Raw genomic sequence first — 15,584 nt, forward strand, 5'->3', positions numbered from 1 at the left:
CTTACAATTTCACCTCCCGGAAGGAAAAAACAGGTCCATCAGCACAAACTTTTTTATATCCTCTAAGATCTACAGCTTGGTCTACTTTAACCACACAGCCATAGCAAGCTCCAATGGCACAACCCATTCGCTCTTCTAATGAGAGATACCCTTCGATCGGCTTATCCATCCATTTTTGTTGAATGGCTTTCATCATCGCAGTTGGACCACACGAATAAAATAGATCCCAATGCTCTTCTTCTTTGATCAGATCTAGAACTGTTCCTTTAGAACCCAAACTTCCATCCATGGTAGCCACTCGAATTTCGCCAAAGCTTGAGAATTGTTCAAGCAAAAAGATATCCTGTTTTGATTGAAAGCCTAGCAATGTTGTGATTTGATGTCCTGTATGCTTTAATTGCTTTGCCAGATAGTAGAGTGGGGGAATGCCAATCCCACCACCTATAAGTAAAAACTGTTGTTTATCTGTTTTGGAAACTAGGAATCCATTTCCTAATGGTCCAAGAACATCAACGATTTCGCCTCTTGTCTTTTGAGTTAGCCTTTTGGTTCCTTCTCCATTCACTCGATAAATCATTGAGATTCGCAGTGTATTTGGGTCAAAATCATGAACACTAATCGGTCTTCGAAGAAAAGGATGATTGGAATCATTTACCCGAATATGGAAAAATTGTCCTGGTTGAGGATACCATTCATTTAGAAAGTCCTCAAAATTTGTATTTGCTTGTAATGTTTTTGGTTCTATCACGATCTGGTAGATTTGATGTGCAATCTCTTTGTTCTCTAACACTTTCATCAGCGATTGTTTCATCAGGAGATCAACTCCCCTTTCCGAACCATCGGTTGAGTAGTTAAAGCAAGCGATTCAAGAACATGCAATAGGGCATAAGCGGTATCTAATGAGGTAAAACAAGCAATCCCATATTCCACTGATTCTCTACGAATACGAAACCCATCCCTTGCTATATCCCTTCCCCTGGTTAAGGTATTGATTACAAACTGAATGTTTCCTGAATGAATTTCATCGATGATATTGGGTTTACCTTCTCGTAGTTTTTTTACTTCGATCACTGAAATTCCATTCTCCTTTAAAAATTGAGCTGTTCCCCTTGTTGCTTTTACCTGAAATCCTAGTTGGACAAAACGACGTATTAAGCTTAAGGCTTCATCTTTATCTTTATCAGCAATCGTTGCTAAAATCGTACCCGATTCAGCAACCCTTACTCCTGCAGCGATTAATCCTTTATATAATGCTTTGGCAAAATTTTGATCGATACCAATCACTTCCCCGGTTGACTTCATTTCTGGACCTAATGTCGTATCTACCCTTCTTAATTTGGAAAAGGAAAAAACAGGAACTTTTACAGCCACAAGATTTGTTGTTGGCGTTAAATAACCAGTTTGATAATCCAAAGACTGGAGTGTTTCACCTAACATGATTTTTGTAGCCAGATTAGCAATCGGAACTTGGGTGACTTTGCTTAGAAAAGGTACAGTCCGAGACGACCTTGGATTTACTTCAATTACATATACTTCATGCTCATGAATGACGAATTGGATATTAAGCAATCCTTTTGCTTGAAGTCCTAATGCCAGTTTTTCAGTGATAGTTACAATTTGTTTCATTTCCGATTCTGTCAATGATTGAGGAGGATATACAGCGATAGAATCGCCTGAATGCACACCTGCTCTTTCGATATGTTCCATAATCCCGGGAATAAGCACTTGCTTCCCATCACAAATGGCATCAACTTCTACCTCTTTACCGATGAGGTAGCGATCAATCAAAACAGGATGTTTAAGTGAAACTTGGACAGCTTGTTCCATGTAATGTGTCAATTCTTCCTGATTATAGATGATCTCCATCGCCCTTCCACCTAGAACATAAGAGGGTCGAACTAAAACAGGGTATCCAAGCTTTTCTGCTACTTGTAACGCTTCTTCTTGTGATAAAACGGTTGTCCCGAGGGGTTGTTTAATTTGTAAATCCTTCAAAAGCTGTTCAAATCGCTTCCGATCTTCTGCTTGATCAATCCGATCTAATGAAGTTCCGAGAATCGGTATTCCTTCATTTGCGATTCTTTCTGCTAAATTGATTGCCGTTTGGCCACCAAATTGTACAATCACTCCAACCGATTGTTCTTTTTCGATCACATGAAGCACATCTTCAATAGTAAGTGGTTCGAAATAGAGCTGGTTTGACACATTAAAGTCGGTAGAAACTGTTTCTGGATTGTTATTGATAATCACTGCATCATACCCTGCCTCTTGAATCGCCCAGACGGCATGAACGGTGGAATAATCAAATTCTATTCCTTGACCAATTCGAATAGGACCAGAACCGATGACGATTACAGATGGTTTTGTTCCTCTTCTCACTTCATCTTCTAGCTCATAAGTTGAATAATAATAAGGGGTATAGGATTCAAATTCTGCTGCACAAGTATCCACCATTTTATATACAGGTTTGATATGCCAGTTTTCCCGTAATGTTCGAATTCCTTTTTCATCTTCTCCTCTCAAAAGGGCAATTTGCTGATCGGAAAAGCCGAGTTTTTTCCATAAGTAAAGCTGATCTTTTGTGATTGGTTCTTGACGAATTTCTTGTTCGATTTCTACTAAGCCTTTGATTTTTACTAAAAAGAAAGGATCAATTTGTGTCCATTCATGAACCTTCTTCCATTCCCCACCCCTTCGAAACCATTCAGCAATCAACCACAAACGTTGATCATCTGTTCGCTTGATTCTCTCTTGGATTTGTTCATCATCAAGTTGATCTAAATGTAAGGAGGGTGAAAAAAGACCCACATGTTGATCTTCCATAGAGCGAATCGCTTTTTGTAGGGATTCTTCAAAATTCCGCCCTATCGCCATCACTTCGCCTGTTGCCTTCATTTGTGTTCCTAATTTACGATTTGCTGCTTGAAATTTATCAAAGGGCCAGCGAGGAATCTTTGTTACCACATAATCTAAGGCTGGTTCATAACAAGCATAAGTTGTCTTAGTGATAGGATTTTTTATTTCATCCAAGGTATAACCTAAAGCAATTTTAGTCGCTATTTTCGCAATTGGATAACCTGTAGCTTTTGAAGCTAAGGCACTAGAACGACTTACTCTTGGGTTCACTTCAATCACTTCATATCGTTCACTGTTTGGATCTAACGCAAATTGAACATTACAGCCCCCTTGAATTTGAAGAGCCTCTACAATCTTTAAAGCCGATGTTCTAAGTAATTGGTATTCTCGGTCAGATAACGTTTGACTAGGGGCAACGACGATACTATCACCAGTATGAATGCCCACTGGATCTAGATTTTCCATATTACATACGACAATCTTATTGCCATGCTGATCTCGAATCACTTCATATTCAATTTCCTTATAACCTAATAAACTTTGCTCAATCAGAACTTGATGAATAGGGCTTGCTTCCAACCCACTTTGTACAATTTCCTCTAATTCTCCTAGATTATGGGCAATACCTCCTCCTGTTCCACCAAGTGTGTAAGCAGGGCGAATAATCACTGGATAGCCTACTTGCTCAACAAATGTATAGGCTTCCTCTAATTGGTAAATAATTTGACTCTCTGGAACAGGTTCCCCGATTTGTTTCATTAGTGAACGAAATCGACTTCGATCTTCAGCATCTTGAATCGCTTTGATGTTTGTTCCAAGCAATTGAACTCCTACTTCGCTTAAAACACCATCATTCTCTAGCTCTACTGCTAAATTCAGTGCGGTTTGTCCACCTAATGTTGCAATGATTCCATCTGGTCTTTCCATCCGAATAATTTTTTTCAAAAAATCAAGGGTTAGCGGTTCCATATACACTTTGTCAGCTATTTGTGTATCAGTCATGATCGTAGCAGGATTACTATTGACTAATATTACTTCCATTCCTTCCTCTTTGAGTGCCTGACAAGCTTGTGTACCAGCATAATCAAATTCTGCGGCCTGACCAATGGTAATCGGACCTGATCCTATCACCAAGACTTTTTTAATTCCATATCGTTTAGGCATACTGTTTCTCCTCCTTTTCCTTTCTCATCAGTTGAATAAATTGATCGAAAAGATAACGACTGTCATTAGGACCTGGTGAAGCTTCTGGATGATATTGTACGGAAAAAGCGGGTACATCAGTATGAGCCAAACCTTCAATCGTCCCGTCATTTACTGCAATATGAGTCACTTTCAATGGACAGGTGGCTATGGACTTCGTAGTAACGGTAAAACCATGATTTTGTGAAGTCATGTAGATCCGGTTTGTTGCCAACTCTTTTACTGGATGATTTCCACCTCGATGGCCAAACTTCATTTTCTCTGTATTTGCCCCATTAGCTAAAGCAAACAATTGATGACCTAAACAAATTCCAAATAAAGGTATTCTTTCCTGCATTAAACCCTGTATCATTGGAATGGCTTCTATCACCTCTTTTGGGTCACCAGGGCCATTGGATAAGAGGACCCCATCTGGATTTAAAGTATTAATTTGTTCAACCGTTGTCGTATAAGGAACGATGGTCACTTCGCATTGTCGTGCTAATAATTCTCTTAAGATCCCTTGTTTATAACCATAATCGACTAAGACGACACGTTGGCCTCTCCCTGGAATGGTGAAGGGCTGTTTAATTGAAACCTGCTTAACTTGATCATTGCTTAAAGGAGATTCTAAACGCTTTAAGGCCTCTTCACTTGTCAAAGAATTTGTGGTTAACAGAGCTTTCATCGTCCCTTTTTCCCTTATTTTCTTCGTGATCATCCTCGTATCGATCCCAGCAATTCCTAAGATTCCATGTTGTAGCAAATAAGAAGTAAGACTCTCATTTTTACGCCAATGGGATGGGAAATCTGCCACTTCTTTAACAATAAATCCAAACACCCTTGGTTTGACTGATTCAAAATCCACGTGATTAATTCCGTAATTCCCGATTAAAGGATAAGTCATCACCACAAATTGTCCATAATAAGAGGGATCTGTCAAAATTTCTTGGTAACCTGTCATTCCCGTATTGAAAACTATTTCAGCGATTGATTCTCCAGTACTGCCAAATGATACACCTTCAAAAGAAGTTCCATCTTCTAAAAATAATGTGGCTTTCTTCTTATGCATAGCGGTTCTCTACCTCCTGCTCCCATGAAATCTTACCCTCTACGATGGTCATGACTGGCCATCCATACAAATTCCAACCTGTAAATGGCGTATTTTTCCCTTTTGAAGCAAATGTAACTGGGTCAACCGATTTGGATTGTTCCAGATCAATCACCGCAAGATCTGCTGGTAAACCCACCGCAATTTCCCCAACTTGCAAGCCAAAAATTTCTGCCGGTTTTCTTGTAACCCATTCAATCAATTGTTCTAATGATACGAGCTTCTTCATTACAAGATGGGTGTATAACAAGGGAAAAGCGGTCTCAAGTCCAACAATTCCAAATGGTGCATCCAATAATCCCCTTTGTTTTTCATCCTCAGTATGTGGCGCATGATCCGTTGCAATTACATCGATCGTTCCATCGATCAATCCTTCTATAAGAGCGAGGCGATCTTCTTCGGTTCTAAGTGGCGGATTCATTTTATAATGACCATAGGGTGGTTGGATATCCTTTTCTGTTAACAGCAGATGATGTGGGGTAACTTCTGCGGTTACGTTAACCCCTTTTGCCTTTGCATTTCGAATAAGCTGTACTGATTCCTTTGAACTTACATGGCATACATGGTAATGAACACCAGTGCTTTCTGCTAACATTAAGTCCCTTTCTAACTGCAGATACTCTGCTTCAGATGGGATTCCTTGTACCTGCAATTGTTTGGCTGTTTCACCCATGTGAATAACCCCTTTTCCAGCCAAATGATGATCTTCCACATGTGCAATGATTGGCATGTCTAAAAGCTTGGCCGTTTCCATCGCTTTAATCATCAAGCTAGTTGATTGGACCCCTTTACCATCATCAGAAAACCCAACCGCACCTTGTTTTTTCATCCCTAACAGATTAGCTAATTCTTTTCCCTCTTGCTTATGAGTAATCGCACCAATCGGATAGACCTTTACATATCCTAATGCTTTACTTTTTTCTTTGAGAAAAGTAATTAGGTCAGGACAATCCATGACAGGATTTGTGTTTGGCATCGCAAAAATCGTAGTAAAGCCACCCTTTGCTGCAGCTTTTGTTCCTGTTTCAATGGTTTCTTTTTGCTCAAACCCCGGTTCTCGTAAATGAACATGAATATCGATTAACCCCGGGATTATTATTTTTCCTTTTGCATCAATCACTTGATGGAGGTGATTTTTATTGTCAAGCTTTTGCTCGATTGCTTGGATCATTCCTTTTTCAATCAAAAGATCCCCTATAAACCACTGATTTTTACTCCAAATTTTCCCATGTCGAATGATGATTCCCATTTTGCTTCCCCTCCTAAGGCTCTCTCTATCACTGCCATACGAATCCATACACCATGACGAATTTGTTCGAAGATTTTCGATTGAGGATGCTCAACAACAAGATCATCCATTTCTATCCCTCGATTTACTGGAGCAGGATGCAAAATAATGGTATGTGGTTGTAAATTACGAAGTCTCTCTTCCGTAAAGCCAAATTCTTGACGATATTCTTCAATTGGATATAAAGATTCCCCCTGTATCCGTTCAAATTGAACACGTAACATCATGACCACATCTGCATGTTTTATAGCCTCATCAATTGGTAAATAGTTACCTTCTAGTGAAAAATCCATATATTTTGCTGGGCCGCTAAACAGGAGCTTGGCACCCATCCTTTTCAATAATTGCACATTGGATCGAGCGACTCGGCTATGGGCAATATCACCGATTATAGCGACATTTAATCCTTTGATCTCAGAAAAATATTGCTGAATCGTATAAAAATCAAGAAGGGCTTGAGTAGGATGAGCCTTTTTACCCTCACCAGCATTGATGATCTTTATAGAAAGTTTTCGTAACAATGGTTTTAGCAGATCTTCCTCTTGTAGACGAATTACAACAGCTTCTATACCAAGAGATTCGAGAGTCTTTAAGGTATCAAAAAGCGATTCTCCTTTTTGCATACTTGATACAGAAGGTTGAAGATTGACCACTTCAAGACCTAACTTCTTTTCAGCTACTTCAAAAGATATTCTCGTTCTTGTACTTGGTTCTAAAAACAAATTAGCGATAAATGACTTATGATATTGCTTGTTTGAAAAGAATAACCATGAATCGTTCTCAAGTGGACTGGTTTCTTCTATCTTTTGAAAATAATGAGCCCTAGCTATTAATTCTTTGATTTCTTCCAATGTTAACTCTTGAATCGATAACAAATGCTTTCCCATTTCTCTCATCCTCTTTTTCCAATGGAATTCTTAATAAACTCACAAAAGTGACGACTTGTTCGTAGCTCATTCCGATTACTTTTGTGGGGAACTATGAATAATGAATACAAAAAAGGCCTTCCTATCATTCGATAAGAAGACCTTCTAATTCCTTACACCATCTTTCTAATGGTTCCCATTTCATTTGCATGCTTAGAAACTGGCACCATTTTCTGACCCTTGTGGCTTACATTTGAAGATAAAACCGTCGTTAGAAGATATCCTTATCAGACTCACGGGAATGATTTAAAGGATTCTATTCTTTTGTACTTCTTTATTGTTGAGGCTACTTAAACCCCTACTTTGACAGTTTTTCCTTTAACCTCTTTTGTTTGTTTAGTGACAATTTCCATTTCTAATTCTTCACTTTCTTTTGCTTGCTTAGGCAATACCAGGTTTAGGATAATACCAACGATTGTAGCTAAAGCCATTCCTTCGATATCAACATGGATTCCTTTTAATTTTAATGCTGCATTTCCAACACCAATCACCATGATGACAGATGAGATTACAAGATTTCTTTTGTCACTATAATCAATGCCATTATCAACAAGCATTCGTAAACCAGCTGATGCGATGATGCCGAAGAGTAGAATAGAAACACCACCCATGACTGCTGTAGGAATCGTGCTAATTAAGGCACCTAATTTTCCAATGAAGGCAAAGCTTGTAGCAAAGACCGCTGCCCCTGCAATCACATAAACACTATATACTCTTGTAATAGCTAACACACCGATATTTTCTCCATAGGTGGTATTAGGTGGGCCACCAATTAAAGCAGCGATAGATGTAGCAACACCATCACCTAAAATCGAACGATGCAATCCAGGATCCTTTACCAAATCTCGTTCCATAATACTACTGGTTACCATTAAATGACCAATATGTTCAGTGATGGTCACTAATGCTACAGGAAGCATAACAACAGCAGCTTTCCATGACAATTCTGGTGTTGTAAAAATAGGCAATGCAAACCAACTTGCTTCTTTTACTGGTGTTAAATCAACGATTCCTACGATTAAGGAGATGATATAACCACCAATGATTCCTAAAAGAATGGGAATCACTCCTAGAAAACCTCGGAAGACTGTACTTGCTATGACAGCAATCGCTAAAGTACTTAAAGCCACCATGAAATGTTTTAAAGAATAAACGGTTTGACCATCCACTTTAATATTCATTGCCATATCTACTGCAACACTTGCCAGCCCTAATCCAATCACAATTACGACAGAACCAATCACAACAGGTGGCAAAATTTTATTTAACCAATCTGAGCCAAATTTATAGATCATTAATGCGATCACACCGTATAATACCCCAGCTAGGAAAGAACCAAACATGGCTGCTCCTAATCCCTCCGATTGTGAGAGGGAAATAATCGGTGCGATGAAGGCAAAAGATGAACCTAAATAGGCTGGGATTTTTCCTTTGGTAATCAGCAAATAAGCAATCGTCCCTAACCCACTGCTTAATAAGGCGATTGAAGGACTTAACCCTGTTAAGATCGGGACTAGAATAGTTGCCCCAAACATAGCAAACAAATGTTGAAAACTTAATGCAATCCATTTCATTCCCTTTGGCATTTCATTGACATCCATCACTTGTTGTTTCATTTTTGTTTTCCTCCTCTTTATTTTTCCACCAATGATTCGGTTTTTTTAAGATCAAAAAAACCTCCTGGCTTCAGCTAAGAGGTTCGCTAGTGAAAGAGAAGGATTAAATGAGACACCATATTTATTCTCATTCATTTCTCTTATCCTATTGAACCCTTGCCAGCCTCTCTGGACTGAGTTAAAGGGTGGTTTTTGGTTGAATGGTCACTTGTTCTTTTTGGTCACACTCTTTTAATTGAACGGAAATCATTTCTTGCTTAGAGGTTGGTACATTTTTCCCTACATAATCAGGTCGGATTGGAAGTTCCCTATGTCCACGATCGATTAGTACTGCAAGTTGGATCTGTTGAGGCCTACCCATATCAATAATGGCATCTAAGGCTGCTCGAACGGTTCTCCCTGTGTACAATACGTCATCGATAAGAACAATTTTTTTCTTCTTGATCTCAAAGGCAATTTGACTTCCCTTTACAAGAGGTTGATCGCTCTTTTCCGTCAAATCATCACGGTATAAGGTGATGTCTAGTTCTCCAACAGGAATATCATGTCCTTCAAATTGTTTAATTTTATCTGCGATTCTTTGAGCTAAGTAAATTCCACGAGTTTTAATCCCAATGATCACTAAGTCTTCAATTCCTTTGTTTTTTTCCAGGATTTCATGGGCAATACGGGTCAACGCTCGATTGATTGCTGTTTCGTCTAATAAAACTCTTCCTTGTTCCAACCTAGGTTCACCTCCTTAAGAAATGAAAGAATAAAAAAAGCTTTTACCTAGAGGCAAAAGCGAATCGATATTGCTTGAATAGAATTTAACCTATTCAATACCCGTTCACCTTGTTAGCCTCTCTGGACTACATTTAAAGGACATTCAATTTTCTATTTCATTATGGATGAAAGTGAATCCAATGTCAACCATTTTCTTCACTTTATTCGTTCCTTTATCTGTTTGCTCGTAACTCTTCAATGAGCCCTTGCATATCTTCTGGCAATTCAGAGTCAAATTCCATATATTCGTTAGTTCTTGGATGCTTAAATCCTAAAGTTTTGGCATGCAGCGCCTGTCCATCGATTTTTAACGTCTTTTTCAGACCATATAAAGGATCTCCTACAAGGGGATGGCCGATGTATTGCATGTGGACTCGAATTTGATGAGTCCTGCCTGTTTCTAATTTACATTCCACCAATGTAAACCCTTGGAAACGCTCTTTCACTACAAAATGGGTAACAGCATGCTTACTATTTTTATGGATCACCGTCATTTTTTTACGATCATGAGGATCACGGCCAATAGGTGCATCGATCGTTCCAAGATCATGAGGGATTTCTCCATGAACTAAGGCCAGATATATTCGATGCACATCATGATCCTTGAGTTGTCTAGCAAGAGATTCATGAGCCAAATCATTTTTTGCAGCCATCAATAATCCAGATGTATCTTTATCAATGCGATGAACAATTCCTGGTCTTAAAACACCGTTTATTCCAGATAAATCTTTACAGTGATAAAGTAAAGCATTAACCAAGGTACCAGAATAGTGCCCTGGTGCTGGGTGAACCACCATTCCTCTTGGCTTATTTATCACAATTACATCTTGGTCTTCATATACGATGTCAAGAGGAATCGATTCAGGCTCAATGTTCAATTCTTTTTGTGGTGGAACCTGAAGCACAACCTCATCGTCTTCTTGTATTTTGTAATTTGCTTTCACCATTCTACCATTGACTGTTACATTTCCTTCTTTGATCCATTGTTGTATTTGTGATCTAGACCATTCTTCGAACTGTTCAGAAAGAAATTTATCAATTCTTTCTGTTGCCTCCTCTGCTTCAATGATCCAATCATATTTTTCAAAAGCTTCCACTGCAATTCTCCTATACTTGATCTTTTTTTGCTTCTTTAGAAAAAAACATTTCCCAGATCATTAAAATGACCCCAACCACAATCGCTGAATCAGCAAGATTAAAAATGGGATAGTTAATAATCCTTACATCTATAAAATCTACTACTTCCCCAGTTGTTATACGGTCAATCAGGTTACCGATCGCCCCACCTAAAATAAAAGATAGAGATAAGGCAAACAGCTTTTGTGCTTTATGGATCTTGTAAATGTAATAAATAAGAAAAAGAATGACAATCAATGTTAAGATGATAAAAAACCATTGCTTATTTTGTAAAATTCCAAAGGCGGCGCCTCTATTTCGACTAGAGGTAATATGAAACCAACCCTTAACAATAGGGATGCTTTCATATAAATCCATATACTTCACAATCGCCCACTTACTTAATTGGTCAAGAAAGATTATGAGTAATGAAATGAAGTAATAAATCAAACTGTCTCCTCCTTGTGCTTCTTCTCTTGCCCATTGTAGCATACGTTCATCCAAATAAAAAGAGCAATGGGAATGACCCATTACTCATTTACTAAAGCTTTTTGTGATTGCTCAAATTCATTCAAAATCTCTTGGCTCGGTTTATTATCAATTAAGCTCACAATGAAAATGGTAAGGGCTGAAAGAATGAAGCCTGGGATAATCTCATACCATCTAGCAAAATTAAAGTTAGGAAATAAGGAATTGAGTCCAAAACTAGTATAGTTTTTCCAAACAATAACCGTTAAACCACCAACGATCATACCAAAGAGAACGCCATTTCTTGTAGTTCGGTTCCAGAATAATGAGAAGATAATGGCTGGCCCAAAGGCTGCTCCAAATCCAGCCCAAGCATAAGCCACCAAATCTAATACTTTTCCACCACTCATCGCAAGGTAAATCGCAATGATTGAAATTAAGATAACCGCTCCACGGCTAACCCAGATCAATTCTTTTTGACTCGCATTTTTTCTAAATAGTGCTTTATAAAAATCGGCTATTCGGATTATGTGGTGGAAAACTAACCAAAATAAATTCCACCTTGATTCAAATTTCGGGTGGAACTTTGTTATTTGGGATGCCGGCAACATTCGTTAAAACCCAAGCTACTTTTAAGACGAAATTGCTAAAAATTCGTTCCGTTCCTATTTCCCACAATATCAGGAGGATGATTTCATCCACCAACAACCCATATTCCCTTGAGATATCATCAAGGGCCTGTTTCTTTGCTCATTCCAGAACATCTTTTACAGTATTCCTGGAGTTTGAGCAACTTGCAGCAATGCTTCTTTGACTTAATCCTTGAGCATGTAGCCTAAGGATTTCACGGTACTTAACCACAAAAAAACCTCCTATATTTGAATTTGCACGACATGTGCAAGCTTCATTATATAGGAAGTGGCTCTCTCGCATGGCAATATTCAATTATTAATAACGTGGCTCTCATTGATTAACTCACTAACCATATGTCAGTGAAATCATTAATATAAAAATAATGATCGAAAACAATGAAACACGAATACGTTGATTTTGATTTTGGGGCAAAATAAATAATAGTATCAGTGCAATTAATAGGTCAAATCCGAGCTGAAAAGCGTGAAGTGGAAGAACATAAAAAAACTAAATCCCTCATTTAACAAGAACCCAATAGGAAATGCTGCACACAAATCTGCTAGTAATCCTTTTCCTCTAGAGTACCATAAAATGAATGCTGGTATAGGTGAAATAAAAGCTATAAAATTCCAAAACATAAAGTGCTTTATAGCTATAAAACCATATAATAAAAAAGAATAAAGATAGTATGTTTCAACCAACGCAAGTAAAAATAACAAACTATTTATAGCAGCAGTTTTGGGCGAATGACTCCATGCTGCTAGTAAAGTTACTAAAAAAATATATAATCCTAAATATGAAAAAATATCAGATAATCCAGGAATTACATTGCTAGGCACTGTATCCGCATATTTTGCAAAGGATCCTAAAACCACACCGGCTATAAAAACCCAAAAATGCTGTAGTAGTTTTTCTTTCGGTGACAAAACTACACTATCTTCTCTGACGGATTTCAATTTAATATTCAATCTTATCCACTTCCACTGTTTGTCAAGATAATTTTATTGTAACAATTTCTCCATAACAGTACGCAGTTAACTCACCCTGTTTTATGACAAACCCAATAACATTATCAATATTACTAATTTCTTTTTTTGTATCTGCTTTAATTATTTTCAAAGATAATTGATTATTATTATTAGGATTATATGCTATTTGAATTAAAGTGTTACTTTCAATATCGTAAAAACTTTCACCTGATTTGTTAAAATAATCCCCATCTTCATTATAAATTGTTTTATTATTACTTACATACAATTTATTATTTAAAACAAATAATTCTCTTCCGTCTAAGTTAGATTTAATTAACTTAGGTTCATTAGTGTATCTGGAATAATCTAAAGAATACAGTGCGTAGGAGTCGTCCGATTTATCGTATACAGTATAATATAATAAATTATTTAAGATAGCTCCATTACTACTAATAACCCCTTTTGCTTTAGAATATTCTTTTAAAGAATCATTATCATATTTAACAACTGTAGAGATAGGTGCCTCAGAATGTGAATAGTCTGACTTTAAGAAAAATATATTATCACCATCTGTTGCCAAAGGAAAAATTGCTTCATTTTCTTGATTCTCTGCTTTATAAACAGACTTAATTGTTCCTTCATTTAACTCAACTATCTCAAAATGAAATTTATGACTGTCCCCTGATGTGTAGTATTTACTTTTTGTGTTGAATGAATATTGCATAATGTTACTATTATCCTCGTTTGATTTATCTTCTACAGGAAATAAAGTCCTTGTATTATATAATATAAATTTGTTAACGAAAGGATTGTATACTTGTATAATATCATTTTGATTGTTTTGATCCTGTGAAGAATTGTTTTTAGAACAACCAGAAGAAAATAAAGATAGCATAATGAGTATAACTAAAATCTTTTTCATAGAAATATCACTCTCTTTTATTGTTATATTAATTAGCTTTTACATAAAACAGAATAAAAAGGCTCCTCGCTAGATGATGTGGGTTGAGAGAAAAAGCACTAGCTTCATAGAGACTTTATTCCTTACAGCTTTTCATAGTTTCTCGATCCTGGGGTAAGCCCTCAAGAAATTCGCTTGACCGCTTACCCCAGGATTGAAGGATGGTTGTTAAGCTGCAAGGAATACGACTAGCCTAATGAGGCTTGACGGTCATCTCTAACTTATTGGCTGTAGCATAGATCATACTGATGTACGTATTTATAGTGCGGTATCCACGTGCTTTACGCTTAGCTGCTTGAACAAGGCTATTGATTCCTTCCAAAAGACCATTGGTCATTTTAGTTTGAAACCATCTTAGAATACCGTCTTCATGTTTTTTGATGGACTGAGCCACTTTCACCATCGGTTCTAAGCGAGTACGGGTCGCCCAACCTACCCATTCACGCAAATAAACATCTGCCAAAAGAGTAGCGATCGTCCATAAATCCTGGAGAGCTAGCTTTAATCGGTACGCTTTCCCCGTTTTTAAATTCATGTCTTTCAGCTTGACTAGATCCTCTTTTTGGCGATCCTTTAATTTGTTTTTGTTCTTTAGCCAGAGATATTTCGTTTTTTTTAATGCAGGAACTTCCTGTTGTTCCTCTTTTCGCACTTGATCTACCGCTTCATTGACCATTTTCATGACATGAAATTTATCAAAGGTGATATGGGATTGAGGAAAGTTCTTCTCAATTCCTGCAATAAAGGCGGGAGACATATCGCAACAGAATTCTTCAATTTGGGAAGGATCAATGCCTTTCTCTTGAAGGTGTCCTAGTAGAACACGAAGGACGTCAGCACCCTTCCCTTCCATGGCAAACATGACCTTTTTCGTATCCATGTCAACAAAGAGGGAAACATACTGATGACCGCGTTTACTGGACGTTTCATCAACGGCAATGCGTTTTACATGGGAGAAATCCAGGGCATTCATAGCACGGTTGACGTAGTAATGGAAAATCCGCCATAGCCTTGTATCATGCTCCTTTACTTCTCGAGCAACGGCAGCTACAGGCATTTCCTTCATTAAAGACATGGCATGGGAATCGAACAGAAAGGTAAAGCCTGCTGAGGTCCTAGCCCAGTCCACTTTGACCGTTAAAATCTTCTTACAGGAATTGCATTTCACTCGTGGAAGACGTGCGCGAATAAAGGTCTTGTATTGGAAAAAGTTCAAATGTCTCCAGGTTCGATCGTCATTGACAACATCATGTACTTTATTTCCTTTGGCATGGCATTCAGGACAAGGAAAGGCTGCTCCCCGTTTAAAATTGAGATGAACATGTAATTCTCCAGCCTCTTTGTCAAATTCTCGATAACTAACAAACCATGGATCTTGGATACCAAGAGCTGCTTGAAATAGATCTAAGTCATTTTGGAATTCTAGCATAGGATCTCACTCCGGAATATAGTTTTAAAGATTATTATCCAGTATGATCCTATTTAAAATCTTACAAACCCATACTATTTAGCGAGGAAGCAATAAAAAGATTAGGTCCATACTAATATTCATTACGGAGAACCCAATTTAAAAATCTTCCACTAAAGGAATTAAAAAATGTTTTATGCTAAGCTAGTAAATTTTTTATTAAACATAAATTCAACTTAAATGATTACGAAGATAACATTTTTATAAGGATAATTCTCATTTT

General features: G+C 37.6%; 13 protein-coding genes. All 13 read right to left on the minus strand.

The window, feature by feature from the left end; all coding sequences use genetic code 11:
• Nucleotide 1 precedes the first annotated feature (1 nt).
• Complete coding sequence (locus U473_RS06625; protein ID WP_068724611.1) at nucleotides 2–811, minus strand: dihydroorotate dehydrogenase electron transfer subunit; 810 nt, start codon at nucleotides 809–811, stop codon at nucleotides 2–4.
• Nucleotides 811–4,020, minus strand: coding sequence for a carbamoyl-phosphate synthase large subunit (carB, locus tag U473_RS06630; protein WP_068724614.1), 3,210 nt, complete (start codon nucleotides 4,018–4,020; stop codon nucleotides 811–813). Before carB ends, U473_RS06625 begins: the two co-directional genes overlap by 1 nt.
• Nucleotides 4,013–5,110: a carbamoyl phosphate synthase small subunit gene (locus U473_RS06635; RefSeq protein WP_068724616.1), complete on the minus strand. Its 1,098-nt coding sequence runs from the start codon at nucleotides 5,108–5,110 to the stop codon at nucleotides 4,013–4,015. The genes carB and U473_RS06635 overlap by 8 nt, the downstream gene beginning before the upstream one ends.
• Nucleotides 5,103–6,398 (minus strand): dihydroorotase, encoded by a 1,296-nt coding sequence (locus tag U473_RS06640; RefSeq protein WP_068724619.1) that lies wholly within the window; start codon nucleotides 6,396–6,398, stop codon nucleotides 5,103–5,105. Before U473_RS06640 ends, U473_RS06635 begins: the two co-directional genes overlap by 8 nt.
• The gene (locus U473_RS06645) at nucleotides 6,344–7,324 is read right to left on the minus strand and encodes an aspartate carbamoyltransferase catalytic subunit (protein WP_068724621.1); all 981 of its coding nucleotides are present in this window, start codon (nucleotides 7,322–7,324) and stop codon (nucleotides 6,344–6,346) included. The genes U473_RS06640 and U473_RS06645 overlap by 55 nt, the downstream gene beginning before the upstream one ends.
• Before the next feature lie 329 nt (nucleotides 7,325–7,653).
• The gene (gene uraA / locus U473_RS06650) at nucleotides 7,654–8,979 is read right to left on the minus strand and encodes a uracil permease (protein ID WP_068724623.1); all 1,326 of its coding nucleotides are present in this window, start codon (nucleotides 8,977–8,979) and stop codon (nucleotides 7,654–7,656) included.
• 178 nt (nucleotides 8,980–9,157) lie between these two features.
• Nucleotides 9,158–9,703 (minus strand): bifunctional pyr operon transcriptional regulator/uracil phosphoribosyltransferase PyrR, encoded by a 546-nt coding sequence (gene pyrR / locus U473_RS06655; protein ID WP_068724625.1) that lies wholly within the window; start codon nucleotides 9,701–9,703, stop codon nucleotides 9,158–9,160.
• 214 nt (nucleotides 9,704–9,917) lie between these two features.
• Nucleotides 9,918–10,847 carry an RluA family pseudouridine synthase gene (locus tag U473_RS06660; protein ID WP_068724628.1) on the minus strand — a complete coding sequence of 310 codons (930 nt, stop codon included), beginning with the start codon at nucleotides 10,845–10,847 and terminating at the stop codon, nucleotides 9,918–9,920.
• A 4-nt stretch (nucleotides 10,848–10,851) separates the two neighbouring features.
• Nucleotides 10,852–11,310, minus strand: coding sequence for a signal peptidase II (gene lspA / locus U473_RS06665; protein WP_068727511.1), 459 nt, complete (start codon nucleotides 11,308–11,310; stop codon nucleotides 10,852–10,854).
• Nucleotides 11,311–11,390: 80 nt separating this feature from the next.
• Complete coding sequence (locus U473_RS06670) at nucleotides 11,391–11,939, minus strand: sodium:solute symporter family transporter (protein WP_068724631.1); 549 nt, start codon at nucleotides 11,937–11,939, stop codon at nucleotides 11,391–11,393.
• 477 nt (nucleotides 11,940–12,416) lie between these two features.
• Nucleotides 12,417–12,929: a DUF6518 family protein gene (locus tag U473_RS06675; protein ID WP_068724633.1), complete on the minus strand. Its 513-nt coding sequence runs from the start codon at nucleotides 12,927–12,929 to the stop codon at nucleotides 12,417–12,419.
• Nucleotides 12,930–12,951: 22 nt separating this feature from the next.
• A complete protein-coding gene (locus U473_RS06680; protein WP_068724636.1) occupies nucleotides 12,952–13,854 on the minus strand; it encodes a hypothetical protein in 903 nt (300 codons plus the stop codon).
• A gap of 232 nt (nucleotides 13,855–14,086) precedes the next feature.
• Nucleotides 14,087–15,322, minus strand: a complete 1,236-nt coding sequence (locus tag U473_RS06685; RefSeq protein ID WP_068724639.1) for an ISL3 family transposase — start codon at nucleotides 15,320–15,322, stop codon at nucleotides 14,087–14,089.
• Nucleotides 15,323–15,584 lie beyond the last annotated feature (262 nt).

The sequence above is a fragment of the Tepidibacillus decaturensis genome (assembly GCF_001561915.1).
Lineage (GTDB): Bacteria > Bacillota > Bacilli > Tepidibacillales > Tepidibacillaceae > Tepidibacillus_B > Tepidibacillus_B infernus.